The 26,594-nt window shown below is 72.6% G+C and carries 24 protein-coding genes and 1 pseudogene; 15 read left to right on the top strand and 10 right to left on the bottom strand.

Annotated elements, in window-relative coordinates; translation table 11 throughout:
• The first annotated feature begins 32 nt into the window (after window positions 1–32).
• Entirely contained in the window at window positions 33–1,868 is a 1,836-nt protein-coding gene (locus ACFUUZ_RS05265) for an AMP-dependent synthetase/ligase (protein WP_378692732.1), read from the top strand.
• Between the two features lie 58 nt (window positions 1,869–1,926).
• Here ACFUUZ_RS05265 and ACFUUZ_RS05270 read toward each other — a convergent pair whose 3' ends face one another.
• Together ACFUUZ_RS05270 and ACFUUZ_RS05275 are read right to left on the bottom strand one after the other, a co-directional pair.
• Window positions 1,927–2,457, bottom strand: coding sequence for a YbhB/YbcL family Raf kinase inhibitor-like protein (locus tag ACFUUZ_RS05270; protein WP_378692734.1), 531 nt, complete (start codon window positions 2,455–2,457; stop codon window positions 1,927–1,929).
• 20 nt (window positions 2,458–2,477) lie between these two features.
• The gene (locus tag ACFUUZ_RS05275) at window positions 2,478–3,839 is read right to left on the bottom strand and encodes a M20/M25/M40 family metallo-hydrolase (RefSeq protein ID WP_378692736.1); all 1,362 of its coding nucleotides are present in this window, start codon (window positions 3,837–3,839) and stop codon (window positions 2,478–2,480) included.
• Window positions 3,840–4,038: 199 nt separating this feature from the next.
• Between ACFUUZ_RS05275 and ACFUUZ_RS05280 the strand changes: the two genes are divergently transcribed.
• Window positions 4,039–4,767, top strand: a complete 729-nt coding sequence (locus ACFUUZ_RS05280) for a PAS and ANTAR domain-containing protein (RefSeq protein WP_378692738.1) — start codon at window positions 4,039–4,041, stop codon at window positions 4,765–4,767.
• Here the strand turns inward: ACFUUZ_RS05280 and ACFUUZ_RS05285 are convergent.
• A complete protein-coding gene (locus ACFUUZ_RS05285; protein WP_378692740.1) occupies window positions 4,764–5,519 on the bottom strand; it encodes a GAF domain-containing protein in 756 nt (251 codons plus the stop codon). The two genes, ACFUUZ_RS05280 and ACFUUZ_RS05285, sit on opposite strands and share 4 nt — an antisense overlap.
• 287 nt (window positions 5,520–5,806) lie before the next feature.
• Here ACFUUZ_RS05285 and ACFUUZ_RS05290 point away from each other — a divergent pair, with 287 nt between their 5' ends.
• Window positions 5,807–7,006: an AI-2E family transporter gene (locus ACFUUZ_RS05290; RefSeq protein WP_378692742.1), complete on the top strand. Its 1,200-nt coding sequence runs from the start codon at window positions 5,807–5,809 to the stop codon at window positions 7,004–7,006.
• Between the two features lie 3 nt (window positions 7,007–7,009).
• Here ACFUUZ_RS05290 and ACFUUZ_RS05295 read toward each other — a convergent pair whose 3' ends face one another.
• Entirely contained in the window at window positions 7,010–9,100 is a 2,091-nt protein-coding gene (locus tag ACFUUZ_RS05295) for a glycogen debranching N-terminal domain-containing protein (protein WP_378692744.1), read from the bottom strand.
• On the bottom strand, window positions 9,097–10,248 hold the full coding sequence (locus ACFUUZ_RS05300; RefSeq protein WP_378692910.1) for a glycosyltransferase family 4 protein: 1,152 nt from the start codon (window positions 10,246–10,248) through the stop codon (window positions 9,097–9,099). The genes ACFUUZ_RS05295 and ACFUUZ_RS05300 overlap by 4 nt, the downstream gene beginning before the upstream one ends.
• A 380-nt stretch (window positions 10,249–10,628) precedes the next feature.
• On the opposite strand from ACFUUZ_RS05300, the gene ACFUUZ_RS05305 reads away from it, so the two are divergent.
• From ACFUUZ_RS05305 to ACFUUZ_RS05325, 5 genes are read left to right on the top strand one after another with little or no spacing between them, the layout of a single operon-like run.
• On the top strand, window positions 10,629–10,925 hold the full coding sequence (locus tag ACFUUZ_RS05305; RefSeq protein WP_378692746.1) for a DUF6285 domain-containing protein: 297 nt from the start codon (window positions 10,629–10,631) through the stop codon (window positions 10,923–10,925).
• A complete protein-coding gene (locus tag ACFUUZ_RS05310) occupies window positions 10,922–11,917 on the top strand; it encodes a phosphotransferase family protein (RefSeq protein WP_378692748.1) in 996 nt (331 codons plus the stop codon). The genes ACFUUZ_RS05305 and ACFUUZ_RS05310 overlap by 4 nt, the downstream gene beginning before the upstream one ends.
• Before the next feature lie 12 nt (window positions 11,918–11,929).
• Window positions 11,930–13,192: an acyl-CoA dehydrogenase family protein gene (locus ACFUUZ_RS05315; RefSeq protein WP_378692750.1), complete on the top strand. Its 1,263-nt coding sequence runs from the start codon at window positions 11,930–11,932 to the stop codon at window positions 13,190–13,192.
• 42 nt (window positions 13,193–13,234) lie between these two features.
• Entirely contained in the window at window positions 13,235–13,588 is a 354-nt protein-coding gene (locus tag ACFUUZ_RS05320) for an ArsR/SmtB family transcription factor (protein ID WP_378692752.1), read from the top strand.
• Window positions 13,578–14,252 (top strand): SRPBCC family protein, encoded by a 675-nt coding sequence (locus ACFUUZ_RS05325; RefSeq protein ID WP_378692754.1) that lies wholly within the window; start codon window positions 13,578–13,580, stop codon window positions 14,250–14,252. Before ACFUUZ_RS05320 ends, ACFUUZ_RS05325 begins: the two co-directional genes overlap by 11 nt.
• Before the next feature lie 83 nt (window positions 14,253–14,335).
• On the opposite strand, the gene ACFUUZ_RS05330 is transcribed toward ACFUUZ_RS05325, so the two are convergent.
• Window positions 14,336–14,845 carry a TspO/MBR family protein gene (locus ACFUUZ_RS05330; protein ID WP_378692756.1) on the bottom strand — a complete coding sequence of 170 codons (510 nt, stop codon included), beginning with the start codon at window positions 14,843–14,845 and terminating at the stop codon, window positions 14,336–14,338.
• Window positions 14,846–15,095: 250 nt separating this feature from the next.
• Between ACFUUZ_RS05330 and ACFUUZ_RS05335 the strand changes: the two genes are divergently transcribed.
• A complete protein-coding gene (locus ACFUUZ_RS05335; protein ID WP_378692758.1) occupies window positions 15,096–17,243 on the top strand; it encodes a hypothetical protein in 2,148 nt (715 codons plus the stop codon).
• On the opposite strand, the gene ACFUUZ_RS05340 is transcribed toward ACFUUZ_RS05335, so the two are convergent.
• Window positions 17,206–18,033 (bottom strand): DJ-1/PfpI family protein, encoded by an 828-nt coding sequence (locus ACFUUZ_RS05340; RefSeq protein ID WP_378692759.1) that lies wholly within the window; start codon window positions 18,031–18,033, stop codon window positions 17,206–17,208. The two genes, ACFUUZ_RS05335 and ACFUUZ_RS05340, sit on opposite strands and share 38 nt — an antisense overlap.
• A gap of 85 nt (window positions 18,034–18,118) precedes the next feature.
• Between ACFUUZ_RS05340 and ACFUUZ_RS05345 the strand changes: the two genes are divergently transcribed.
• The 3 genes and pseudogenes from ACFUUZ_RS05345 to ACFUUZ_RS05355 form a co-directional block, all read left to right on the top strand.
• A complete protein-coding gene (locus ACFUUZ_RS05345; RefSeq protein WP_378692761.1) occupies window positions 18,119–18,736 on the top strand; it encodes a GntR family transcriptional regulator in 618 nt (205 codons plus the stop codon).
• 129 nt (window positions 18,737–18,865) lie between these two features.
• Window positions 18,866–19,519, top strand: a complete 654-nt coding sequence (locus ACFUUZ_RS05350) for an alpha/beta fold hydrolase (RefSeq protein ID WP_378692763.1) — start codon at window positions 18,866–18,868, stop codon at window positions 19,517–19,519.
• 29 nt (window positions 19,520–19,548) lie between these two features.
• Window positions 19,549–19,722, top strand: a pseudogene (locus tag ACFUUZ_RS05355) (polysaccharide deacetylase); the annotation flags it as partial.
• 11 nt (window positions 19,723–19,733) lie between these two features.
• Here the strand turns inward: ACFUUZ_RS05355 and ACFUUZ_RS05360 are convergent.
• On the bottom strand, window positions 19,734–20,486 hold the full coding sequence (locus ACFUUZ_RS05360; protein WP_378692765.1) for a MerR family transcriptional regulator: 753 nt from the start codon (window positions 20,484–20,486) through the stop codon (window positions 19,734–19,736).
• Window positions 20,487–20,752: 266 nt separating this feature from the next.
• Here ACFUUZ_RS05360 and ACFUUZ_RS05365 point away from each other — a divergent pair, with 266 nt between their 5' ends.
• Complete coding sequence (locus ACFUUZ_RS05365) at window positions 20,753–21,991, top strand: PucR family transcriptional regulator (protein WP_378692767.1); 1,239 nt, start codon at window positions 20,753–20,755, stop codon at window positions 21,989–21,991.
• A gap of 111 nt (window positions 21,992–22,102) precedes the next feature.
• On the top strand, window positions 22,103–23,200 hold the full coding sequence (locus ACFUUZ_RS05370) for a zinc-binding dehydrogenase (RefSeq protein ID WP_378692912.1): 1,098 nt from the start codon (window positions 22,103–22,105) through the stop codon (window positions 23,198–23,200).
• A gap of 3 nt (window positions 23,201–23,203) precedes the next feature.
• Here the strand turns inward: ACFUUZ_RS05370 and ACFUUZ_RS05375 are convergent, their stop codons facing one another.
• A complete protein-coding gene (locus tag ACFUUZ_RS05375; protein WP_378692769.1) occupies window positions 23,204–23,929 on the bottom strand; it encodes an SDR family oxidoreductase in 726 nt (241 codons plus the stop codon).
• Between the two features lie 182 nt (window positions 23,930–24,111).
• On the opposite strand from ACFUUZ_RS05375, the gene ACFUUZ_RS05380 reads away from it, so the two are divergent.
• Window positions 24,112–24,705 carry a hypothetical protein gene (locus tag ACFUUZ_RS05380; RefSeq protein ID WP_378692771.1) on the top strand — a complete coding sequence of 198 codons (594 nt, stop codon included), beginning with the start codon at window positions 24,112–24,114 and terminating at the stop codon, window positions 24,703–24,705.
• Window positions 24,706–25,469: 764 nt separating this feature from the next.
• Here the strand turns inward: ACFUUZ_RS05380 and ACFUUZ_RS05385 are convergent.
• Window positions 25,470–26,345, bottom strand: coding sequence for a hypothetical protein (locus tag ACFUUZ_RS05385; protein ID WP_378692773.1), 876 nt, complete (start codon window positions 26,343–26,345; stop codon window positions 25,470–25,472).
• Window positions 26,346–26,594 lie beyond the last annotated feature (249 nt).

The raw sequence follows: 26,594 nt of genomic DNA on the forward strand, positions 1-26,594 counted from the left end.
GTGGCCACGCTCGACGATCGGGACAAACGACTATGACAACACCGGACATCGGCTTCGCCCACGAATCGGGCACCACCGTCTACACCGTGCCCGCCGCCTTCCAGGAGACCGTGAAGCTGCGCCCCGGGCAGGTGGCGCTGCGCACCGTCGGCGGAACCCAGGAGATCACCTGGGGCCAGTACGCCGAACGGGTGCGGGTGCTCGCCGCCGGGCTCGCCCAGCTCGGCGTCGGCCACGGCGACACCGTCGGCATCATGCTCACCAACCGGCCCGAGTTCAACCTGGTCGACACCGCCGCGCTGCACCTGGGCGCCACCCCGTTCTCGGTCTACAACACCAGCTCCACCGAGCAGATCGCGCACCAGTTCGGCAACGCGGGCAACCGGGTCGTCATCACCGAGCAGGCGTTCCTGCCGATCATCACCGCCGTGCAGGCCGAGGTCGAGCACCTGATCGTCGTCGACGGCCCGGCCACCGGGGCGATCACCCTCGCCGACCTGGAGGCGAACCCGAAACCCGACTTCGACTTCGACTTCGACGCCGCCTGGCAGGCCGTGCGCGCCGACGACCTCGCCACCCTCATCTACACCTCCGGCACCACCGGCCCCTCCAAGGGCGTGGAGATCAGCCACCGCAACGTCCTCGCCCAGATCATCGCGCTGCTCAGCGGGCCGCTGAAGGTCGGCTTCGACGACCGCGCCGTCTCCTACCTGCCCGCCGCGCACGTCGCCGACCGCATCTCCGGGCACTCGATCAGCCTGCTCACCGGCGTGCAGATCACCACGGTGCCGGACCCGCGCGAGATCGCCGCCGCGCTGCCCGACGCCCGCCCCACCACCTTCTTCGGCGTGCCGCGGGTGTGGCAGAAGATCAAGGCCGGGGTCGAGGGCAAGCTCGCCGCCGAGCCGAGCCCGGTCAAGCGCTCGCTCGCCGACTGGGCGATCAGGACCGGGATCGCCGCCGCGCGGGCCGATCTCAGCGGCAAGGGCCGCTCGCCGGTGCTGAAGGCCCAGCACGCGCTCGCCGACAAGCTGGTGCTGTCCAAGCTGCGCGCCGCGCTCGGGCTCGACCAGCTGCGCGTCGCCTCCTCCGGCGCCGCCCCCATCCCGCCGGAGACCCTGGAGTACTACCTCGGGCTCGGGTTCGTGGTCAGCGAGGTGTGGGGGATGTCGGAGACCACCGGCGTCGGCACCTTCACCGACCTGGACAACCCGCGCCCCGGCTCGGTCGGGCGCGCCGTCGACGGCGTCGAGCTCAAGCTCGCCGAGGACGGCGAGGTGCTGATCCGCGGCCCGATCGTCACCCGCGGCTACCGCAACATGCCCGACAAGACCGCCGAGGCCATCGACCCCGACGGCTGGCTGCACACCGGCGACGTCGGCAGCCTCGACGACGACGGCTACCTGCGGATCATCGACCGCAAGAAGGAACTCATCATCAACGAGGCGGGCAAGAACATCGCCCCCTCCAATATCGAGAACGCCGTCAAGGCCGCCAGCTCGCTGGTCGGGCAGATCGTCGCCATCGGCGACGCCAGGCCCTACATCACCGCGCTGATCATGGTCGACCCCGACGTGCTCGCCCTGCGCGCCAAGGACCTCGAGGCCACCGGCGAGGAGCTGCCCGCGCTCGTGGCCCGCACCGAGATCGTCGACGAGGTGCGCGCCGCCGTCGCCGAGGGCAACAAGAAGCTGTCCCGGGTGGAGCAGATCAAGCGCTTCACCATCGTCGACCGCGTCTGGGAGCCCGGCGGCGAGGAGCTCACACCGAAGATGTCGCTCAAGCGGGTGCCGATCGCGAAGGCCTACGCCGCCGAGATCACCGCGCTCTACGGCCCCGAGCCGGGCGGGCGCGTCGTCGCGGTCTAGCCACGGGCGAGAAACGGCCCCGGACAGCGCGTCCGGGGCCGTTCTCGTGCGCGCGGGCCTACTGCTCGTAGGTGGCGACCAGGGTGGCGCGGGCCAGGGTGTGGCTGAACAGGTTGAAGCCGAGGAACGCCGGGCTCGCCTCCGGCGGGATGCCGAGGCTCTCCACGTCGACGGCGTGCACCACGATGAAGTAGCGGTGCGGGCCGTGCCCCTCCGGCGGGGCCGCACCGATGTAGCCGGCGACCCCGCCGTCGTTGCGCAGCGTGATCGCCCCGGTCGGGATCGCCCCGCCCTCCTCGCCGCTGCCCGCCCCCGACGGGAGCGAGGTGGTGCCCGCCGGGATGTCGGCCACCGCCCAGTGCCAGAACCCGGACGCGGTCGGGGCGTCCGGGTCGTAGACGGTGACCGCGAAGCTCTTGGTCCCCTCGGGGAAGCCGGACCACGACAGCTGCGGCGAGATGTCCCGGCCGCCTGCCCCGAACACCCCGCTCACCTGGTCGTTGCCGAACTTCTCCCCGTCGGCGACGTCGTCGGAGGTGACGGTGAAGGACGGGACGTCGGGCAGCGCGTCGTACGGGTTGTGGGTCATGGGTCCTCTCTCGGTTCGGTTCAGCTGTGCAGCAGGAAGTGTTCCAGCACCCGGGTGCCGAATTCGAGCGACTCCACCGGCACCCGCTCGTCCACGCCGTGGAACAGCGCCGTGAAATCCAGCTCCGGCGGCAGCCGCAGCGGCGCGAACCCGAAGCAGCGGATCCCGAGCTTGGCGAAGGCCTTGGCGTCGGTACCGCCGGAGAGCATGTAGGGCACCGTGCGCCCGTTCGGGTCGTGCGCCAGCACCGCCGCGTTCATCGCGTCCACCAGGTGCCCGTCGAAGGTGGTCTCGTAGGAGTCGAGCTTGGTGATCCACTCCCGCTCCACATCCGGGCCGATCAGCTCGTCCACCTCGCGCTCGAACTCGGCCTGGCGCCCCGGCACCACCCGGCAGTCCACCACCGCCTCCGCGGTCTGCGGGATCACGTTCGCCTTGTACCCGGCGCTCAGCATGGTCGGGTTCGCGGTGTCGCGCAGCGTCGCGCCGATGATCCGGGAGATCGTGCCCAGCTTGGCCAGCCTGCCCTCGATGTCGGGGCCCGCCGGATCGAACTCCAGCCCGCTCTCCTGCGAGACCGCCGCCAGGAACTCCGCCACCGAATCCGAGACCACCAGCGGGAAGGTGTGCGTGCCCAGCCGCGCCACCGCCCTGGCCAGGATGGTCACCGCGTTGTCCTCGTGCAGGAACGAGCCGTGGCCCGCGCGCGCCTTGGCGCGCAGCCGCATCCAGCCCAACCCCTTCTCCGCGGTCTCCACCAGGTACAGGCGGCGGTCGGTGCCATCCGGGCGCGGCACCGTCAGCGAGAAGCCGCCGACCTCGCCGACCGCCTCGGTGATGCCGTCGAACAGGTCCGGGCGGTGCTCCACCAGCCACTGCGAGCCCCACCGGCCGCCGTTCTCCTCGTCGGCCAGGAAGGCGAAGACGATATCGCGCGGCGGCACCGTCCCCTCGCGGCGGAACTGCCTGGCCAGCGCGAGCGACATGCCGACCATGTCCTTCATGTCGACCGCGCCGCGCCCCCACACGTAGCCGTCGCGGACCGCGCCGGAGAACGGGTGCACGCTCCAGTCCGCCGCCTCGGCGGGCACCACGTCCAGGTGGCCGTGCAGCAGCAGCGCACCCCGCGAGGAGTCGGCGCCGGGCAGCCGGGCGAAGACGTTGCCGCGGCCCGGCGCGCCGGACTCCACGTACTCGGTGGTGTAGCCGACCTCCTCGAGCTGCTCGATCACCCACCGCGCGCACTCGGCCTCGCCCTTGGTGGTGGCCAGCTCACCGGTGTTCGAGGTGTCGAACCGGATCAGCGCGCTGACCAGATCGACGACCTCGGCGACGGCGCTGGAGTCGGGACGGGGGCCGGAGGGATCGCCAGGTGCGGACACGTCCCCTTTCCTACCATCCGGCGCGGCCCCGCCGCGGCCGGTGCGATCACCCCGATCGGAAGTACCGGCCGGTTTCAAGATCAACACCGGTGCCCCCGCAACCGGCCCGCCACCGGCATTCGATATTCTGGACGGCGTCACGCGCTACCCCAGACCCCGGTGGCCTGCGGCGAATCATTTCGTCGGAAGAGGTAGGGGTATGGACCAGGCGAACAGTGATGCCGTCGTGCTCGGCGCCCAGCTGCGCGCGCCCGAGGCCGAGGCCGGGCTGCCCGGCGGCGCCGACCTGCTGGCCGGGGGCCGCAGGCAGGTCGCGGGCGGTTTCCGGTTCTGGCTCGCCGACCAGCGCTGGGAATGGTCCGACGAGGTCGCCGCCATGCACGGCTACGCCAAGGGCACCGTGCAGGCCACCACCGACCTGCTGCTCGCGCACAAACACCCCGACGACCGCGAGCAGGTCGCCGCCACCATCGCCCGCACCGTCGACACCGGCGAGCCGTTCTGCAGCAGCCACCGCATCGTCGACCGGGCGGGCGCGGTGCGCCACGTCCTCGTCGTCGGCGACTACATGCTCGACGACGACGGCGCCGTGCTCGGCACCAGCGGCTACTACATCGACGTCACCGACACCTTCGCCGAGAGCCGCAAGGCCACCCTGGACGGGGTGCTGCCCGAACTCTACGAATCGCGCGCCGCCATCGAACAGGTCAAGGGCGCCATGATGCTGGTCTACGGGATCAGCGCCGACCAGGCCTTCCGGGTACTGGCCTGGCGCTCCCAGGAGACCAACGTCAAACTCCGCACCCTCGCCGCCCGGCTGATCGCCGAGCTCACCGCCACCGCCGACACCGACGTGCAGCTGCGCACCAGGTTCGACCACCTGCTGCTCACCGTGCACGAACGCGCCGACGGAGCCGAGCCCGACTAACGCTCACCCGAGCGGGCCCCGGCGAAGGCCAGCACCGCCGCGGCGTCCACCGACCGCTCCACCACCTCGCGCGAGAGCTCGGGCAGCCTGCGCCGATGGTGGCGGGCATAGCCGCGCAGCGCCGCGAACGCCGTCTCCGGGTGCAGCTCGCCCTGCGCCGAGAGCACGCCCTTGGCCTGCTCGATCACGATCCGCGACTGCAGCGCGTGCTGCAGCTGGTTGTTCACCGTCCTGGTGTCGGCCAGCTGCCTGGCCCGCAGCAGCGCGATCGTCGCGATGTCGGCCAGCGCCTGCCCCACCGCGAGGTCGTCGTCGGACAGGTGCGCCTCGGCATCGGAGCTGAACAGGTTCATCGCGCCGAGGCGCTCGTCACGCAGCCGCATCGGCAGCGCGTAGACCGAACGGAACCCCTGCTGGTAGGCGGTGGCCGCGAACTCCGGCCAGCGCGCCTCGTCGCGGCGCAGATCCTCGGTGACCACGCGCTCCGCGGTCCGGTAGGACTGCAGGCACGGGCCGTTGCGGGACTGCAGCTGCAGCAGCTCCAGCCAGCGCGCCGTCTCGTCGGTCGAGGCGAAGACCTGCAGGTCGCCGTGCTCGTCCACCAGCAGCACCGCGCCGTTGTCGGCGGGCGGTAGCAGCTCGACGGCTCGATCCAGCAGGTACTGGACCAGATCCATCGGGTCGTAATCGTCGACGAGCGTGTCCGCCAAGCGGACGAATGCCGCCACCAACTCCGCTTCCCGGCGCGCCATTCCTCCCACTCCCTTCCAGGTTCCGCCGGGCCCGCACGGCCCGGTGCCGGGACACCGCCCGGCCTGCTTCGAGATTGCCCTGCAATTTTTCCGTCAATCCCGTCGGAATCGCCAAACCCGGTCCCGGCGTGGCGTGCCCCACATCGGACGGAAGCCGATGCGCGCGTGCTCTTCTCGCCGGATCGGTCACGTTTGCGCTCCCCGGCAACGGGCATCGCGGCACCCGTGATCGGACAACCCCACCCGGGCGAGCGCGGATTCGCGCCCCGTCGTGCGAAACTGGCCGCGTGAGCGCGGACGACGCCGTCGAGCACGGCACCAAACCCAAGCCCCCCGAGGCCCGTGACCGGGGCGAGGTGATCGGGCGCGGGTTCCTCTGGCTGGCCAAGTGGTCGCTGTGCCTGGTCGCGGTCGCCGCGGGCGCCTGGGTGCTCGGCTACCTCATCGCCAAGCTGTGGGTGATCCTGCTTCCGGTGGCCATGGCCATCGTCGTGGCCACCGTGCTGTGGCCGCCGACCCGCTGGATGGTCAACCACGGGCTGCGGCCCGCGCTCGCCGCCACGCTCTCGCTGCTCGGCTTCATCGGCGCGCTCGCCGGGGTGGTCGCGCTGATCGTCCCCTCGGTCGCCGACCAGGCCCCCGATCTGGCCGACAAGTCCACCGAGGGCGTCAACCAGGTGCGCGACTGGCTGCGCGGCCCGCCGCTGCGGGTCCGCGACGAACAGCTCGACTCCGCGGTCGACGCCATCGTGCAGCGGCTGCAGTCCAGCGCCGAGCAGATCGCGGGCGGGGTCTTCACCGGCGTCACCACCGCCACCTCCGCGCTCATCGCCATCTTCCTGGTGCTGGTGCTGGTCTTCTTCTTCATCAAGGACGGGCCGCGCTTCCTGCCCTGGCTGCACCTGCTGCTCGGCAGCCGCAGCGGGCGCCACGTCGAGGAAGTCCTCAACCGCATGTGGACCACGCTCGGCGGCTTCATCCGCACCCAGGCGCTGGTCAGCCTGATCGACGCGATCTTCATCGGCGCGGGCCTGGTCATCCTCGGCGTCCCGCTCGCCATGGTGCTCGCCGTGCTCACCTTCATCGGCGGCTTCGTGCCCGTGGTCGGCGCCTTCGTCGCCGGCGCGCTGGCGGTGCTGGTCGCGCTGGTCGGCAACGGCTTCACCACCGCGCTCATCGTGCTCGGCATCATCATCGCGGTCCAGCAGCTCGAGGGGAACGTGCTGCAGCCGGTGCTGCAGAGCCGCAGCATGAAGCTGCACGCGGTCGTGGTGCTGCTCGCGGTGACCGCGGGCGGCTCGCTCTACGGCATCGTCGGCGCCTTCCTCGCCGTCCCGGTCGCCGCCATGGTCGCCGTCGTCGTGCGCTACCTCGGCGAACAGATCGACGTCGTCACCGAACCGGCCCCCGAGGCCACGGACAACAACCCCTCCCGAGCCGGGAAACCGGATGACGCCGATGCCCCGGCCGGGGAGAAGAGCGGCTGATCCTCAGCGGGTGTCGAGGTGCCAGTCCGCGGGGAGCCCCTCGACGCGGGCGGTGTCGCCGCGGGCGACGATGTGCACGCTCGCCCCGCCGAGGCGCAGGTCGGTCAGGCGGACCTCGCCCCACGCGGCGGGCAGCCGCGGGGTGAGCAGCAGGGTGCGGCGCGGCAGGTCCGGCTCCAGGCCGAGCAGGGCGCGGATCAGCAGCAGCGGGGCCGCGCTGGCCAGCGCCTGCGGGGAACAGGCCGCCGGGTACGGGATCGGCGGGTCGAAGCGCCGCCGCGGGAACCCGCAGAACAGCTCCGGCAACCGGCCGCCGAACCGCTCCGCGGCGTCCAGCAGCCCCACCGCCAGCGACTCCGCCAACTCCGCCGCCCCGCTCACGTGCCGGTAGCGGGCCAACCCCGCCACCGCCAGCGCCGTGTCGTGCGGCCAGATCGAGCCGTTGTGGTAGCTCATCGGGTTGTAGGCGCCCATCCCGTCGGCCAGCGTGCGCAGCCCGAACCCGCTGTTCATCGCCGGGCCCGCCAACCGGTCCACCAACTCCTCGGCGCGCTCGTCGGCCACGATCCCGGTCCACAGGCACTGGGCGGCATTGCTGGTCAGCGCGTCGATCTGCTGCTTGTCGCCGTCCAGGCCCACGGCGTACCAGCCGTGCTTGGGAATCCAGAACGCCTCGTCGAACCGGGCCCGCAGCTCCTCGGCCGCGGCCAGCATCCGCGCCCCGGTCTCCGCCTCGCCGAACGCCGCCGCCAACTCCGCGCGCGCCAAGTACGCCGCGTACACGTACCCCTGCACCTCGGCCAGCGCGATCGACGGCCCCGCCGAGCGGCCCCTGGCATCGGTGACCGCGTCGAAGCTGCCCTTCCAGCCCTGGTGCACCGGACCCTGGTCCGACAGCCGCCGGTACTCCACGAACCCGTCGCCGTCCCGGTCGCCGTACTCGGCGATCCAGCGCAGCGCCGCGTCCGCCGCGGGCAGCAGCGCCTCGACCTCGGCGTCCGGGGCGCCCCAGCGCCGCGCCTCGGCCAGCAGCACCACGAACAGCGGCGTCGCGTCCACCGAGCCGTAGGTGAGCGCGTCGTGCCAGTCCCGGCCGCCGTGGCGCAGCTCGTGCATGATCCGGCCCGGCTGCTCCTCGGTGAAGGGATCCAGCCGCGCGCCCTGGGTCGCGGCCAGCTCGCGCAGCGTCGACAGCGCCAGCCCGTGATCCAGCGGCAGCGTCATCCACGAGGTGAGCAGGCTGTCGCGGCCGAACAGCGTCATGAACCACGGCGCGCCCGCCGCCACGTACCCCGCGCCCGCCGCCGAGTCCTCGATGCGCAGCGCGCCCAGGTCGGTGTCGGCGCGGCGCAGCGCCAGATCCAGCGCGGGCGCGCTCGCCGTCAGCGCGGTCGGGGTGGCGCGCCAGTGCCGGGCCGGGTGCTCGGCGCAGCGGTCCAGGCAGGCCACCTCCACCCGGCGGTGCCCGCTGATCGGCTGCACCAGCAGCCGGACCTCCCACTCGCCCTGCGCGGGCACCACCGCCTGCCAGCGCAGCTGACCGGGCACGATCACCGGGGCCGGGCCGGTGGCGCGGACCGCGACCCCGTGCCCGGTGCCGCTCTGGTCGTGCAGCAGCAACTCGTGCTCGGCCGGGGTCGCCTGCACCGGGACGTGGTGCGCGCGGCCCTGTTTCACCGCGAGCAGCCCGGCGAAGTCGGCGTCGGCGTGCAGCACCAGCCCGACCACGGTGTCCTCGTGGCTCAGGTTGCGCACCGTGATGGTCTCGGCCAGCCCCTCCCCGACCAGCCTGCGCCGCTCGATCAGCAGGGTGCTGTCGGCCAGCCCGGCGCGCGGCGGCACCCGCAGCACGAACCTGGCCTCGTCCGGCTCCGGCACGTCGAGGGCCAGCTGCTCGGCGGGGTGGCCCTCGACCAGCAGCTCCCAGCGCGACAGCAGCCGGGTGTCGCGGTAGTACAGCCCCGCCGCGGCGCCGCCGATGTCGCCGCGCGGGTCCGAGGCGCAGAAGGTGGTGGCCTCCACCAGCGTCACCGTCTGCGGGCCGGTGTCGAAGGGCAGCTCGCCGCGGTGCGGCAGGGTCTGCGGCTCGGTCATGCGCGGGCCCCGACCGCCGCGAGCGCGCGCCGGGACAGCACCGCGCGGTAGGCGTGCTCGTAGCCCGCGGCGAGCCGCTGCACCCCGAACCGGGTCTCGGCGGCGCGGCGGCAGTCGCGCGGGTCGAGCGCGGTCACCCGGTGCAGCGCGGCGGGCAGCTCGATCGGGTCCTCGGCGATCATGCCGGTCACCCCGTGCGTGACGATCTCGGGCACCGCGCCCGCGCGCAGCGCCACCACCGGGGTGCCGCAGGCCAGCGCCTCGATCAGCACCATGCCGAACGGCTCCTCCCAGCGCACCGGGAACAGCAGGCAGCGCGCCCCGGCCAGCAGCTTGCGTTTGGCGGCGGCATCGGCCTCGCCGACCAGGGTGTCGCTCGGGCCGAGCAGCGGGCGCACGCCCTGCTCGAAGTAGCGGCGTTCCGCGGGCTCGCTGCACTTGGCCGCCAGCATCAGCGGCACCCCGGCGGCGTGCGCGGCCCTGATCGCCAGGTCCGGGCCCTTGTCCGGGGAGAACCGGCCCAGGAACAGCGCGTAGTCGCCCTTGACCGGCTCGAACGGCCAATCCGCCGGGTCCAGCGCGTTGTGCACCCGGCCCACCCAGTTCAGGTCGGGGGCGAGCGCGCGCTGGCGGTCGCTGATCGCGACCAGCCCGGCGCTGTCGCCGATCTCGCGGTAGTAGTCGGCCAGCTCGGAATCGACCGAGCCGTGCACGGTGATCACCGCCGGGATGCCGAGCCGGGCGAAGGCGGGGGCGTTCAGCGCGCCCGCGAAGGTGTGGTCGTGGATGACGTCCACCGGGTCGCTCGCGTGCAGCGCCTCGATCGCGCGGCGCACCGCCAGCGCGTGCACCACCTCCGGGAACGGCTCGCCCAGCCGGGCCGCGGCCGGGGTGTCGGAGACCGCGACGAAGCGGGCGCTGGTGCCGGGGCGCCCGACGCCGAGCAGCGTCACCCGGTGCCCGCGCACCACCAGCGCGTCGGCCAGGTCGGCGAGCACCGCCTCCACCCCGCCGTAGCCGCTCGGCGGCACCTCGTAGTAGGGCGGGGCGACGAGCGCGATGTGCAGCCGCTCCCGGTCCTGGTCCGGCGGGCCGGGCGGGGTCCGCGGGATCGGCGAACTCCCGGCAGCCTGGCGTGTTCCGGACATCGTGCTCATCGGGCCTCCTCGTGCGGGGTTGCCGCCGGACACGCGCGGCAAGGGAGCGATCGAACGTGATCGGTGGAGCGAGAAGGAATATCGGGCGACACGGTAACCGCTGCGAGGCCGCGGTGACCGGTATTGCGCCGTCGGGCTGCGAGTCTCGGCGCCCACAGGAGCCGCGGTCTGGTTACGGTTCGGCAACTACCCGTGCGGGCAGCCGGGAAACCGCGACGCGAAAAATCGCGCGATGACCGGCCCGAACGGAAATGCCTCGTACGCAATGCTTCTCGGAGCGGGGTCGGCAACTGACAGCAGCCGCCCGCACAACGCCCGTAGGATGCGCTACGGTACGAACGGCCACGACGACGTGACGGAAGGCGGCGCGGATGCAGTACCGTCCCTCGGCCCGGGAACTCCTCGACGACCTGGCCGAACTGCTCGATGCGACGCTGCTGCCCGCGCTCCCGCCCGAGCTGCGCCACCGCGCCCGCGTCGGGGCCAACCTGGCCCGCATCCTCGCCCGCGAAACCGAGCTCGGCCCCGCCGCCGCCGAACGCGAACAGCGCGCGCTCGCCGCGCTGCCCGCGGGCGACGAACACGCCGAATGGGCCGCCCTGGTCGAGATCGCCCGCGGCGACCTCGCCATCGCCAAGCCCGGCTACGACGCCTGGACCGGCGAATGAGCCCCGACCTCGCCGCCGGGCTCGCCCGCCACCTCGGCGCGGTGCTCGGCGAGCCCGCCACCGTCGAGGCGGTGCAGCCGCTCTCCGCCGGGGCGCGGCGGCGCAACATCGCCGTCGACGCCACCGTCGGCGGGCGCCCGCTCGCCCTGGTCGCCACGCTCGTGCCCGCCGGTATCCAGCTGCTTCCGGTCGCCGCCGAGGCCGCCGTGCGCGAACTGGCCCGCGCGGGCGGGGTCGCCGTCCCCGAACTCGTCGCCGTCTGCCCCGAGCCCGACGTCGTCGGCGAGCCCTTCCTGCTCTCCGCCCGGATCGAGGGCGAGACCGTCCCGCGCCGGGTGCTGCGGCTGGTCGAGGCCGAGGGCAACGGCGAGCGCATCGCAGTCCAGCTCGGCACCGCCATGGCCCGGCTGCACGCCGTCGACCCCGCGCTCGCCCCCGCCGAACTGCCGGGCACCGCGGGCGAGAACCCCGCCGAGGCCGCGCTCGCCGAGGCCGAGAAGGGCGTCGCCGCGCTGCTCGCCGACCGGCCCGCCTTCGCCTTCGCGCTGCGCCGCCTCGCCCGTGCCGTCCCCGCCCCACCCCCGCGCCCCGCGCTGATCCACACCGACCTGCGCAACGGCAACCTGATCATCGGCCCCGACGGCATCCGCGCCGTCCTGGACTGGGAGGGCGCGCAGCGCTACGGCGACCCCATGCGCGACGCCGCCTGGGCCGCGCTGCGCATGTGGCGCTTCGGCGCCGACGACCGCGAATTCGGCGGCTTCGCAGGCCGCGACCCCTTCGTCCGCGGCTACACCGAGGCGGGCGGCGAATTCGACCCCGACCGCTTCCGCTGGTGGAAGACCCTGGCCACGCTGGCCTGGGGCATCGGGCTGGCCGGGCAGGCCGCCGCACACCTCGACGGCAGCGTCCGCGACATCGTGATGGCCGCCAGCGGGCGGCGCATCCCGGAGATCGAATGGGATCTGCTCATGCAGACCCGGCCATCCTGACCGAGGAGCACCATGGATTTCGAGCTGCCCGCCGCGCTCACCGCCTACCTCGCCGAACTCGACGAGTTCATCGAGCGCGAGATCGTCCCGCTGCAGCGCGCCGACGACAACGAGCGCTTCTTCGACCACCGCCGCGAGGACGCCCGCACCGACTGGGAACGCGGCGGGCTGCCCAACGCCGACTGGGAGGCGCTGCTGGACGAGGCCCGCCGCCGCGCCGACGCCGCCGGACACCTGCGCTACCCCTTCCCGGTCGAGCACGGCGGCCGCGGCGGTGGCAACCTCGACATGGCCGTCATCCGCGAACACCTCGCCCGCAAGGGCCTCGGGCTGCACTGCGACCTGCAGAACGAACACGCCGTCGTCGGCAACAACGTCGGGCTGCTGCTCATGCTCGAATACGGCACCGAGGCCCAGCAGGCCGAATGGCTCGAAGACCTCGCCACCGGCGCCCGCGGCTTCGCCTTCGGCATCACCGAACCCGAACACGGCTCCGACGCCACCCACATGGAGACCACCGCCGTGCGCGACGGCGACGACTGGGTCATCACCGGCGCCAAGACCTGGAACACCGGCATCCACCGCGCCGACACCGACCTCATCTTCGCCCGCACCTCCGGCGAGCCCGGCGACGGCACCGGCATCACCGCCTTCCTGGTCCCGGTGAACAGCCCCGGCTTCACCGTCCAGGAGTTCCTCTGGACCTTCAACATGCCCACCGACCACGCCCGCATCTCCCTCGACGGCGTGCGCGTGCCGCACTCGGCGATCTTCGGCCGCGAGGGCCGCGGGCTCGCCGTCGTGCAGCACTTCTTCAACGAGAACCGGATCCGCCAGGCCGCCTCCAGCCTCGGCGCCGCCCAGTACTGCATCGACGAGGCCGTCGCCTACGCCAACGAGCGCCGCACCTTCGGCAAGCGGCTCTCCGCCAACCAGGCCGTGCAGTTCCCGCTGGTCGAGCTGCAGACCCAGTGCGAGATGCTGCGCGCGCTCATCCACAAGACCGCATGGACCATGGACCGCGACGGCGCCTTCACCGTCTCCGCCCAGGTCTCCATGTGCAACTACTGGGCCAACCGGCTCTGCTGCGAGGCCGCCGACCGCGCCATGCAGGTGCACGGCGGGCTCGGCTACTCCCGGCACAAGCCCTTCGAGCACATCTACCGCCACCACCGCCGCTACCGGATCACCGAGGGCGCCGAGGAGATCCAGATGCGCCGGGTCGCCGGGTACCTGTTCGGCTTCATGAAGCAGCAGGCGCCGAAGGGCGTGTAGTTCAGGGTTGACTTATATAAGTTCTTCCTGAAATATTGGGTCGTGCACGCGTTCGATGTTCTCGGCGACCCGGTGCGCAGGCGGCTGCTCGAGCTGCTCGCGGACGGGGAACGCTCGGCCGGTGAGCTGGCCGAGCAGGTCAGGGCCGAGTTCGGAATCAGCCAGCCCGCGGTCTCCCAGCACCTGAAGGTGCTGCGGGACAACGGCTTCGCCTCGGTGCGCGCCGACGGCACCCGGCGGCTCTACGCCGTCGCGCCGGAGCCGCTGCGCGAGGTGGACCGCTGGCTCGGCCACTTCCGGCACTTCTGGATTACCCGACTGCTGGCCCTGGACACCGAGATCGCGCGCGGCAAGCGAACCCGGCGAACCGAGGAGGAACCACCCCATGACCGATGACCAGGTCACCGCACCCGTCGACGTCGACCGCCAGCTGCGCGACGTGCGGCGCGGCGTCACCATCGGCGCGCACGAGCCCGGCGCGGCCGCCGTGCCCACCATAGTCGAGCTGAGCGAGCAGTACGCCACCACCGTCGAGGACCTGTGGGAGGCCTGCACCAGCGCCGAACGGCTCCCCCGCTGGTTCGCCCCCGTCACCGGCGACCTGCGGCTCGGCGGGCGCTTCCAGGTCGAGGGCAATGCGAGCGGGGTGGTCGAGGAGTGCGAGCCGCCGCGCTCGTTCCGCATCACCTGGGAGTTCGGCGGCGCCGTCACCTGGGTCGACGTCGCGCTCGAGCCGGTCGGTGACGACGCGGCCCGGCTCACCCTGCGCCACTCCGGCGACACCCCCAGCGAGATGTGGGACCAGTTCGGCCCCGGCGCGGTCGGCCTCGGCTGGGACCTCGCCCTGCTCGGCATGGCCTCGCACCTGGCCGGGCACGACCTGCCGCCCGAGGCCACCCAGTGGGAGCAGAGCGACGAGGCCAAGCGGTTCATCCGGGAAGCCGCCGCGGCCTGGGGGCAGGCCGCCATCGCGGGCGGAACGCCGGAGCAGGCCGCGCTCGACGCCGCCGACCGGACCCGCGCGTTCTACCTCGGTGAAGGGCCGGGCGTGGCGGGCTGATCCGCAGCCCGAGGTCGAGCGTGCCCGACGCGGACAGTCCGCGTCGGGCACCCGGGGCGAGTGCGCGCTGGGCGCAGGTCGTCTCAGCGGCGGTTACGGTGCCAGAGCGCGGCCGACAGCACGGTGGCGAAGGCGCACCACGCCGGGTAGGCGGCCAGCGCGCGCCCGCGCGGGTCCGCCGCCGCCACCCGGCGGGTCAGGTCCGCACTGCTCGCGGTGAGCGCCGCCGCGGTCACCGTCGCGGCACCGAGCCGGTGCGCGCGGAAGAACACCCAGCTCCAGCCCGCGTTCAACACCAGGTTCGCGGCCAGCGCCCGCTGCACCCGCTCGGCGTAGCGCTCGTCGGGGGCGTTCTCCAGCGCCAGCGCCGAGGTCACCGCCAGATCGGCGTAGAGCAGCGTCCACGCCACCGGGAACGCTGCCGCGGGCGGCTGGAACCGCGGCTTGCGCAGCCGCCGATACCACCCGCTGCCCGGCGTCGTCGCCGCCGACCCCACCACCGCCGCGGTCGCCACCCCGAGCGTGGTCCTGGCCAGCACATCGGTCGCGGGCCACCGGCCCGGCCGCTCCGTCACCTGCGCGTTCGTGGCCACCTCGCTCCTTCCGGTCGTCCTGCGCACCGCGTACCCGGTGATCGAGCACAGCAAACGGCGGGCGATCATCGGAGGCCCCGACCGGAGGTGCCGGCCCTCCGATCCGGAACACCCCGGCTCCGCCATGGCGCCGCCCCTACACCGCCGCGTCGCCGCCACGCCGGGCCGAGGCAGTGGCACCGACGCCGGGCGGGCATCGTATCCTGTTGCAGTAGTAGGCCGTTCGACTTTTCCCTGCAGGGGGCGCGAGATGATCGTGATCGCGCAGGACAGTACGTTCTCCGGTCCCGAGAAACTTGTCCGGCGATGGTTCGAGAGCTGGCACGGGCCCGATCGCGGGCTCGGCGGCATCGCCGTCTTCGGCTGTACGCTGCCCGGGGTCGCGGGCGGGCCGGGGCGGCGGGCCGACATCCTGGTCTGGACGCCGGAGCACTGCACCGTCGTCGAGATCGCGGGGCTGCGGCGCAGCCAATCCGGGGTGCTCGACACCGAGCAGCGGTGGCGGATCGGTTCCGCGCCCGCCGATCTCGACCTCCCCGTCGCCAGCCTCACCCCCGACGTGCGCGCCGCGCAGACCGCGACCGGGCTGCGCGCCCGGTTGAAGCGGGCGGGGCTGCCCGGCCTCGTCGGTGAGCTCGCCGTGCTCGTGACCGCACCGGGCTCGGCGGTCAGCCACCCCGAACCGCTCGACCCGGCCGGTGTCGGGGTCGTCGTCGCCGGGAGCGCGGACCACGAGGCGATCGAGCGGTACTTCCGGCGGCCGGGCGAGGCCGCGGCGCGCTGGGATGTCGCCGTGCTCACCGCCGCCTTCGCCGAACTCGGACTCGAGGAGCTGCTGCCCTCCGCCGAAGCGCTCGTGCGCGAGGGTTTCGCGGCGGCAGAGGAGATTTCGGCGGCGGAGGTGGCGGCGCAGGGGGTCGGCACGCCGGTCGCCGAGTCCGTGTCGGGAGGGGGCGGGGTCACCCCTTCCGACACGGGCGAAGTCGCTGCTGTGTCGGGCACGGACGCCGCCGCGCCTGCCGCCGCACCTGGGACGCCGGTCACCCCATCGGCGGCGACCGCCTCCGAACCGCCGCCCGCGGTCGACGACCTCGAACCGGACGACCCGCGCCGAGCGGACTCCCCGGCGCCCGCGCGGGTTCCGGCCATGGCCGCCGCCGCACCCGGCCGTCCCCCGTGGCTCGCGCCGATCCCGCCGCTCCCCGAGCGGCCGCGCCTGCGCGCAGGCGCGCGCAGGTCGGAGCCGAGCGCCGTCACCGAGGTGGACACGCCGCGCCCGCCCGCACCCGGCCCGGCCGGGGTGGACTCCGCCGAAGCGTCCGCGCCCGGACCCGCCGTCGCGACCGCGACCGAGCAGCCCACCCGGTCCGAGAGCGGATCCACCGCCACCGCCGCGCCCGAGCATCACGTGTGGTCCCGGGCCGGAGCGGCCGCACCGGCACAGACCTGGCGCCCCGAGCCGACCGGGGCCGCCGCCGCTCGGCACGTCGACGGAGCCGGGTCGCCGCCGAGATCGCCGATCACCGACCAGCGCCCCGCGGCCCCCGCCACACCGCCGACGGAGACCGAAGCCGAGCCACGGCCACCGGTCGCATCCCCCTCGACCCCGCAACCGCGCTCGCGCGGCGTCCGCCTCACCCGAACCCCGGCACCAGAGCCGACCCCGCAACCCGCCTACGCACCACCCCCGACCGAACACCGCCCGCCCCGCCACCTGGAATACCGCGCCGAACCCCAACCCCTGCGCCCCCTGCGCCACTACTCCCCTCCCCCCACCCGCGGGCAGAAACTGCGGACCGCGTTCGACACCGAGAACTGGCCCCGCTTCCAGGTCGGCGGCACCGCACTGCTGCTCGGCCTCGCGGCCCTGGTCGCCCTGTTCTTCGTCGGCGTCCACGTGGCCCGCGAGAACCGACCCGCCCTGGCCGACTACGCCGCGATGTGCGACAGACCGGAGCCGTTCGCGGGCGCCGCCGAACCGAGACCCGGCCCGGTCGGGGTCTACGCCGCGGGCGACCTCAACGCCGTCAGCCCGCCCAACGACCCCGCCCTGCCCCGCGCCACCCGCCCCGAGGACGTGCAGTGGGTCGCCTGCGCCACCCGCACCGGCGTCGGCGCCCCGGTCGCGAACTGCCGCTACCCGGACGGCTCCGAACTGGCCCTGATCGCGGGCCGCTACCGGCTCACCGTCTACGAGGCCCGCACCGGCCGCACCGTCCACCAGGGCGACCTGCCCGGCGACTGGTTCGCGCCAGGCACCATCCCGATCAGCGACCCCTGCGCGGCGACCGCGGGCGCGGCCCCCGACCAGCCGGGCCAACGCTTCGGCCGCCCCGCCCCCGACCAGCTGCGCCAGTTCCTCACCGACGCGGTGCGAACGCGGGGTCTCCCGTCCTGACTCCGAGCACCGCCGCCCGTTCCGCGGCCAGCACCTGCCGGGTGAAGGCCACGCCGAACGCCCGCGCAGAATAGGGATCCTGGCCGGTGACCAGCTCCCGGTCGATCACCACCTTGCTGCCCACCGGCAGCCGGGTCTGCTCCACGGTGGCGCCGAGCTCGCGCAGCAGCCGCGCCGGGTCCGGCTCGAAGAGCTTACCCGGGAAGCGGCGCGCCACCGGCACCGTCTGCAGCATGGTGTCCACCACGGTCTTGAAGCAGGTCATCCGGTAGCCGGCGTAGAGCCAGCGGCCGTCCACTTCGGGCGCCGCCGCCAGCGCGGCCGGAGCGTGGCAGATCAGCCCGGTCGGCTTGCCCGCGCCGTGGAAGTGGGCGAGCAGCGCGCCGAAGTCGTCGTTGTGCGCCGCGCCGGTGTGCGCGTCCCGGTAGAGCAGGTCCACCAGCGGGGCGTGCCCGCCCGGCACGAACAGCCCGTCGTACTGCTCGACGGTGTGCAGCTTCTCCAGCGGGATCGGGGCACCCAGCCCGGCATCGAGCAGCCGCGCGTAGTCGGCGAACGCGGCGTCCCGCTGCGCCCGGGAGAAACCGAAGTAGGCCAGGCTGCACGAGGTGCCGTCCAGCGTCGGCGCCCGCCCGCCCGGCGTCGCGAACGACAGCCGCACCCCCGCCGCCAGCAGCGCCGCCGCGGGCTCCACCAGTTCGCCCAGGTAGACCCCGGTCGGGGCGGTGCCGCCGCCCTGCAGCGGCAACCGGTCGGCGGCGGAGACGACGACGAGCACGTGGCGGGGCATGGCGGATCCTCTCGACGGCGGGCTTTCCCTGCGGGCTACCCCGTGGCGGCGCCCCGACGCAGCTCCGCCTCGCTACGCTCACACCGTGACCGCCGCCCCCGACCCCGCCCCGCGGGACGCCGTGGTGCGGGCGGTGCGCGCCGACATCCTCGCCGGGCGGCTCGCCCCCGGCGACCGGCTGCGCGAAACCGACCTCGCCGAGCGCTTCGGGGTCTCCCGCATCCCGGTGCGCGAAGCGCTCTCCCAGCTGCAGAGCGAGGGGTTCGTGACGCTGGTCCGGTACCGGGGCGCCACCGTCACCGTGCCCTCGGGCACCGCGGCCGTGGAGCTGGTGCAGGTGCGGCGCGGGCTCGAGGTGCTGGCCGCGCAGCTGGCGGCGCGCAGGCGCGGCGGGGAGGTCGCGGCCGAGCTCGCGCGCGTCGTCGAGCGCGGCCGCGAGCCGGGCCGCGCCGAACCGCCCCGCTTCCACGAACTGGTCGCCGAGGCGTCGGGCAACAGCCAGCTGCGGCAGCTGCTCGAGCAGATCCAGGGCCGGGTGTCCTGGCTGTCCGGCGGCCACCTCGACGCACCCGGCACGGAATCCTGGAGCGACCACGCCGCCATCGCGCGCGCCATCCTCGCGGGCTCGCCCGCCCAGGCCGGGTTCCTCATGGACGAGCACATCGCCGGGGACGAAGCCCTCCTCGACGAACTGGACGGCTGAGTTTGTATACGAACACGCCGAGAACGCCGCGCCGCCCACGGTGGGTTACCGCGATTCACCCGAGCGGCAACCGCGCCGAAACAGAACGTGCATACAAAACGGATAGCCCAGCAGAAATCGGAGGTTCCCGTGGCCGCACCCGTCCCGGCGGCGCGCAGGCGGGTCGTGCTGATCCACGGCACCGCCACCGACGGAAGGGTCTGGGCCGGGGTCGCCGCCGCGCTCGGCCCCGGATACGAGGTGGAGTGCCCGACCCGCCCGCAATCCGGTGACCTCGACACCGAGGTCGCGTTCCTCGCCCCGCGCTGCGCCGGTGCGATCGTGGCCGGAGTGAGCGGTGGCGCCACGCTCGGGCTCGAACTCGCCGCCCGCGGGGTCCCGTTCACCGCCGCGGTGCTGCACGAACCGGCCGCCGGGTCGCTCGTGCCCGGACTGCTCGCCCCCGTCGCGGCGGCCTTCGCCGACGGCGGCACCGGTGCCTTCGCCCGGACGCTCTACGGGCAGTCCTGGCACGAGGGGCGCACCACGGCCGACACCGGGACCATCGCCGCCGAGCTGCGCATGTTCCGCGCCTTCGAGCCACGCCCGCTCCCCGACAGCATCGCCGACCGGGTGCTGCTGACCGTCGGCGCGGACTCCCCCGAACCGCGGCACCGGGCCGACGCGGCGCTCACCGCCCTGCTCGGCGTCCGCACCCGCGTGGTGCCCGGCGCGCACGCGCTACACCTCGACCATCCGACGGCCCTCGCCGCACTCATCGCGGAGATCGCCGAGCCGAGGTGAACAAGCGCCGGACTCGCCGCTACGGCGCGCAGCTGCGCGCCGACGCCGGGGGCGGCAGCGGCCGGGTGCTGCCGATCGCGCTGCACCCCTTCGTGATCGGGCAGCCGTTCCGGGCCCGCTACCTGGACGAGGCGCTGGCCTTCCTCGCCGCCCAGCCCGACGTCTGGCTCACCACCAGCGACGAGATCGCCACCCACTACCGCGCGAACGCCGGTCAGTGCCCCTTCTTGCCCGCCGCCTCGACGATCAGCTGCGACATCTCGGTGATCTCCCGCCGGATCCGCCTGCGCATGGCCCGCCCGAACTGCTCGTCGGCGACGGTCCGCGCCACCGGCCGCAGCTCGGCGACCGCGCCGATCAACCGCTCCAGGTTCTCCGGCGTCGGGTCGTCGAGCATGCGGTCGAGGACGTGGCTGCGGAAGGCGTGCACGAAGGAGAAGGCCATCCGGTCGAACGCCGCCTCCAGCTCCCAGCTCATGGCCAGCACCGTGCGCAGCGGGATCCCGGCCGCCACCAGGGTCAGCGTCGCCTCCAGCAACCGGGCGCTCGGGTGCCGGTAGTGCTCGCCGTCGCGGCGCAGGTAACCCAGTTCGATCGCCTCCGCGAGCACCTCGGGGGTGAGCTGGTCACCGAAGCGCGCGCGCAGCTCGGCGGCGGTCAGCTCGACCGGGTCGCTGCGTGCCCAGTCCACGGTGGCGGCCGAGCCGAAGCCGAGGATCTCCGCCAGCCCGCGCCCCTTCTCCGCGGCGGTGAGCAGCTCCTCGATGCCGTCCAGCCGGTAACCGCGCGCGACCAGGTCGCCGATCAGCCGCAGCCGCGCCAGGTGCGCTTCGCTGTACCAGCCGGTGCGACCCTCCCGCCGCGGCGGGGCGAGCAGCCCGCGCTCCTGGTAGTAGCGCAGCGTGCGGACCGGGATCCCGGCCAGCTCGGCCAGCTCGGCGACCCGGTACTCGCGCTGCTCGTCCACCGGCCATCCTCGCCTCGTTCGATCCTGGTGTCGCGGTGCGCCGCCCGCGACGCCGCCCGATCCTGCCACCCGCGCCCCGGCACGGCCACCGACCGGCAACCATCCCACTCCGCAGTGGCAGCAAACTCCCACTTACCATAGCGGCCCCTACGGAAAACCCCACAATCGAAACAGGTTCCGCCCAGGTGGTCGATCACGTACCCTGCAATCGTGACAGTTGGCACTGGCTGATCGAACCGATCGGCGAACCCGGCAGGAGGGTTACGGTGATCGAGAACGCGCCCGCCACGGCGGATCTGCTCGTCTCGGGGCGGCCCGCATCCGCCCACCTGCGCGATGTCCGGACCCTGGCACGCCGCCTGGTCGGGCACTTCGCCGACAATGTCGTGCCCTGCGGCACGCTCCCCGGTGACGCGCTGAGCGGCGAGATCACCGTGGTCACCCGGATCTGCCTGGAGCTCGCGCTCGACCTGCTCGACGGCAGGGAGACCGCGGACAAGACCGAGCGGGTGCAGGAGGCCGCCGCCGACTGGGCGCGCGAGGGCATCCCCATCGACGCCATCCACAACGCCGTGCACGAGGGGCTGCGCATCGGCTTCGACCTCATCGTCGCCAAGGCGGGCGCGCAGGACTCCCCCGCCATGGTCGACCTGGCGCGCAAGTTCATGGAGATCCAGGACCGGATCACCCGCGCGGTCTCCGCCGCCTACGTGCGCGAGCTCAAATCGGTGGTCTCCGAACACCACACCGCCGTGCACACGCTCACCTCCGCGCTGCTCGGCGGGCGCAGCACCTCCACCATGGCCAGGGAGAGCGCGGTCGCCATCGCCGACTCCTACCACGTGCTGGCGCTCGCCGTCCCGCCGCACCGCGACGAGCACAACATCGCGCTCGACGCCCAGGTGGTGGCGCGGCGCAAGCTGCGCAGGCTGCAGGCCGCGCTCGCCGACCGCTGCGGCGGCGACGCGCTCGCCCTGCTCAGCGTGGACGGCGGCACCGTGCTGCTGCCCACCGACCGCTACACCGAACAGGCGCTCGACACCCTCGTCGACCAGCTCGCCGCGGCCGCGCAGGTGCCGCTGGTCGCCACCACCGTCCGGGCCGCCCGCGAGACCATCCCGCACGCCACCGACCAGGCGCACGAACTGCTCGACGTGGTGCAGCGGCTCGGCTGGCCGCACCGGCTGCACCGCTTCGACGACCTGGTCCTCGAATACCAGCTCGCCCGCCCCGGCCCCGCCCGCACCGTGCTCGCCGCCGCGCTCGAACCGCTCGACGAGCAACCCGACCTGCTGCAGACCCTGCGCACCTACATCGCCAAGGACCTCAACCGGCAGCGCACCGCCCGCGCACTGCACGTGCACGCCAACACCGTCGACCACCGCTTCCGCCGGATCGGCCAGCTCACCGGCTTCGACCCTGGCCAGGCGCACGGGCTCTGGTACCTGCGCTCGGCGCTCATCGCCCGCGCCTTCGAGGCCGGAGCGGCGGCGGGCGACACCTGATCCGGCACGCCGTTCACCGGGATCGGCTGCCGGATCGCCCACTCGGCTGACACGATGACCGCGAGAGCCACCGCGCGTGAGCGGTGGGAGCGGCGAGGTGAGGAGGGCGCGGTGCAGGCAGCCGTCTACTACGGTTCGGAACCCCGACTGGTGATCGAGGACATCCCGCGCCCGTCCCCGCGCCGCGGCGAGGTGCTGCTGCGGGTCACCGCCTGCGGGGTGTGCCACACCGACCTGCACGTACTGCGCTCCGAGGTCGCCTTCCCCACGCCCGCGGTGCTCGGGCACGAGGTCTCCGGGGTGGTCGCCGAACTCGGGCCGGATGTCGACGGCGTCGCCGTCGGCGACGAGGTGGTGTGCAGCTTCATCATGCCGTGCGGGGACTGCAGGCACTGCGTGCGCGGCATGGAGGACCTCTGCGAGAAGTTCTTCGCCTACAACCGGCTGAAGGGCGCTTTGTATGACGGGGAGTCCCGGCTCACCGCCGCCGACGGCTCCCCGCTGGCCATGTACTCCATGGGCGGGCTCGCCGAGTACTGCGTCGTCCCCGCCACCGACGTCTTCCGGGTACCGGACGGCGTCGCACTGAACCAGGTCTCCATCCTCGGGTGCTCGACCTTCACCGCGCTCGGCGCGCTGCGCACCGCCGAACTCGGCGTCGGCGCCCGCATCGCCGTGGTCGCCGCCGGCGGGGTCGGCTCCTCGATCGTGCAGCTCGCCGCCGCGGCCGGGGCCGCGCAGATCATCGCCGTCGACCTCGGCGCCGAGAAGCTCTCGGCGGTGGCCAAGCTCGGCGCCACGCACACCGTCGACGCCGCCACCGAGGACGTCGTCGCCCGGGTCAGGGAACTCACCGACGGCCACGGCGTCGACATCGCCTTCGAGGCGCTCGGCAACGCCGCCACCTTCGGCACCGCGCTCGACATCCTCGACGACGGCGGGCGCGCGGTCGTGGTCGGCATCGCCCCCGCGGGCTCCACCGGCTCGGTCGACCTGGCCCGGCTGGTGCGCCGCAAACTCGAGATCCGCGGCTCCTACGGGGCGAAGGCCCGCACCGACATGCCCGCGCTGCTGCGCATGGTCGCCGCCGGTTCGGTCGCCCCACAGGAACTCATCAGCCGCCGGTACCCGCTGGCCCAGGCCGACGAGGCATACCAGGCGCTGGCCCGCGGCGAGATCGTCGGGCGGGCCATCATCGAGATGGGCTGACCGTCAGCGCTGCCGCGCGGGCCGCACCACGATCTCGTTGACATCCACCTCTTCCGGCTGGTGCAGCGCGTAGTCCACCGCGGCCGCGATCGCCTCCGGGGCCATGGCGTGCGCCCGGTAACCGCGCATGGCCTCGGCGGCGCCCGGATCGGTGATCGAGTCGGCCAGTTCGGAGGTCACCACACCAGGTGAGACGGTGGTGACCCGGATGCTCGGCGCGCTCTCCTGCCGCAGCCCCTCGGTGATCGCCCAGGCCGCGTGCTTGGTGCCCGAGTACACCGCGCTCGTCGGCACCACCTCGTGCGCGCCCACACTCGCCACCGTGACGAAGTGCCCGCCGCCCTGCGCGGTGAACCGGGGCAGCACGGCGGCGATGCTGTGCAGCAGCCCGCCGACATTGACGTCGAGCATGTGCCGCCACTCGTCCACGAGCAGCCGGTCCAGCCGGGAGAGCGGCATGACGCCCGCATTGGCGACGAAGGCGTCGACCCGGCCGTACCGCTCGGCGGCCCGGTCGACGAAGTTCTGCACCTCGGCGAGGTCGGTGACATCGACTCTCACCGGATGGATCCGGTCGCTGCGCTCGGCCAGGGCCTGCAGCCGGTCGGTGCGCCGCGCCCCGGCGAACACCCGGTGCCCGCGGGCCGCCGCCCGCAACGCGACGGCTTCCCCGATGCCGCTGCTGGCGCCGGTGACGAGGACGATCTTGCTGGTTTCGGTTGTGGTCATGGCCTCCACCGTGCTCGGCGGACGTCGTCCGCGGCAGGGCGGGAAGTTCCTGGGAGCAGCGCACCCAGGCTCTCTCGGTCGGGAACCCCCGAGGGTGCTTCGCCGCTGAGTACCCGCGCGTTGCGCGCGCGTGCGAATTCGCGGAAACTTCCGGCGATGGTTCCGAGGAGGGCGGGTAGACGATGGGTGATTTCTTCGAACGAATCGTCGACGTCGAGGTGGCGGCGGAGCAGGCCGCCGCGCTCGGCGAACGGATGGTGGACTGGATGATCGCGCGGCGGTTGCTCACGCGCGAGATGTCCGGCGAGGCGATGTACAGCCTCGGTGTCGACGAAGGCTATGTGGCGGGGCCTGATTGGCGGCAGGTCACCGAGGAGTGGGGCGCGGATTGGATTCCCGGTCCGGTCGCGGTAGTTGTCGGGCGCGGCGATCACCACGGCGGCCAGGGCGAGATCGAACCGGAATCCGCGCGCTGCCCGCGTTGTCACGCGACGACCACCATCATCGACTACCCGCAGCGGTGGGAGGCCGACCCCGCGGTCTGGCGGCCGTTCCACGACGGCATCGAGGCGTGGAAGCGGACCGGCTCGGGCAGTGTCACCTGTACCAGGTGCGGCGCGGCCGCCGGGGTGACCGAGTGGGGGTGGCCGGGGGGCTTCGCGCTCGGCGCGCTCGCCTTCGACTTCTGGGGGTGGCCGCCGCTCACCGAAAACTTCGTCACCGAGTTCGGCGCGCAACTCGGGCACCATATCGAGCATCACACGGGCAAGTTCTGACGCTTGGGGCGGTGCCCCCCGGGTTCATGTATCTGCGCCGGCCGCAACGCCCGCCGCGAGCTGAGCGCACTCGACGAACCCTCGTGCACGTGGTCTGCCCCGGCAGAGCGAGAAGTTCCTGGGAGCAGCACACCCAGGCTCTCCCCCGCACCGCCGCCTACCCTCGAGGGCATGGCCTCCACGCAGTTCGGCGCCTACCTGAAAGCGCGGCGCGCCCAGCTCGACCCGGCCGCGGTGAACCTGCCGAGCACCGGGCACCGACGGGTGTCCGGATTGCGGCGCGAAGAGGTAGCGCTGCTGGCCGGGGTGAGAGATCAATTACACGCTCCTTGCCTACATCGCCTGACTCGATCTGATAAGCGATCGCAAGCCCGGAGCGGTGCGGCGGTGCGTATGCCGTCAGTGATCCCAGGTCCCCGGTGACGCGGCCCGCAGCATTATCGGTCAGCTTGGTTACAGAGGGCGTGCACATGGGGGCGTTGCCGAAATTCGCTATACAAAGTCGCGGGGCAGCGCCGCCACGCGGCACCGCGCAACTCGGCCGGCCTCCGCAAGCTCCGGCAGGGCGAGGCCCTTGGGCGCGTCGGCACCGCTTTGGCGAGTTGGGCAGAACACCAACCTCTGCGCTCCGATCGCCCTTGCCTACAACCGAGGCGGTGCTGGGCACGACGAGAGCCGTACCCGACTTTCCTCCCGCGGTCGATCGGAAATCGCCCGCCGCTGTACTGGTACGACGGCGGTGGTGAAGCTTCGACCAGTACGGATTAGCGATAGATCGCGATCGGCTCAAGCCACACCGCTGGTCCTTGCACCTCTCCGTCGTACTTGCTGACAGGAAGCTCGAATGACGCTGCGGGATCCTCGAAGCTCTTGAGCATCTCGCGGATTGCGTCTCTCTCAACAGTAGTAACCGGTGCGCCAGACACCAGCCTCATCATTGGGAACCAATCGCCTGCGTTTACTACCTTTTGGACTTGCGCCACTACAGTGTAGTAGCCCGTGACCGAGCTCAGGTCGCCAACAATCCATTTCTCGCTTACGCGCATCCCGACCGTGGGTCCAGCATCTCCTTCCGGTATCGCAAGAATTCCCACATATTCATGCCCTTCGCCGCCCACGAACATCTTCATCAGGCGAGCTGTGTCTCTTGTAGACTTGAGCTCTGGTCCTTTCTGAGAGAAAGGATGCCCCTGCTCGCCAGCCTTTTCTGCAAACCACTGAAACATCCCGACCAAGCCATACATCGACAGAATCTCAAGCTCAGCGTGCAACACGACGGTATCACCCGGCCGCACATCGACAAGAGCCCCTTCTCCCCAACCCTCAAATAACCCCAGCGCTTTATGCTGCTCCAGAAGTTCATACCAAAGGTGGAAGATGGAGAAGCGAGTCCGAGTCCGGGTCATCTCCTCTTCCAGGGTCGAAGAGCCTTTTTTCGACCCCTCCGCCTTCGCTCCGACCGATGCAACCGTAAAGTTTGCGCCTAAAGAACCACCGCCCTCCCGGGCAACAACAGCCTTTGAGATAACCTCATCAACCTTTCCAGCTTCTAACGCAGACAACGAATTAACAACAATTTCATCGTTGAGGTAGAAGAAGCTCTTGTGCAGGGATTTAGAGGGTTTCCGATAGGTTGCCATAACCAGAGGATAGCAGCGGAATTGCCCGCCACAGTTACTATGACCAACTCCCGAGTCGGTCTGCTTTTACCTACCGGTTAGTTTGCGCGTCCTCCGGCCGCGTGGCCCTGCTGTGTCGTGGCCTGCATTGTGTTCCCGCGCCCCTCCAGCCCCGAGAGCGCCGCTGGCGCCCCTCCGGGATGGGGGCTCTGCGCCCACTCTTGACCCCGGAGTCTCTACGCGAGAAGGGCAGGCCCTATGGGGCAGGCG

Origin of the sequence: Nocardia sp. NPDC057353 (assembly GCF_042667085.1) — a bacterium.
In the GTDB taxonomy this organism is placed as follows: Bacteria; Actinomycetota; Actinomycetes; order Mycobacteriales; family Mycobacteriaceae; genus Nocardia.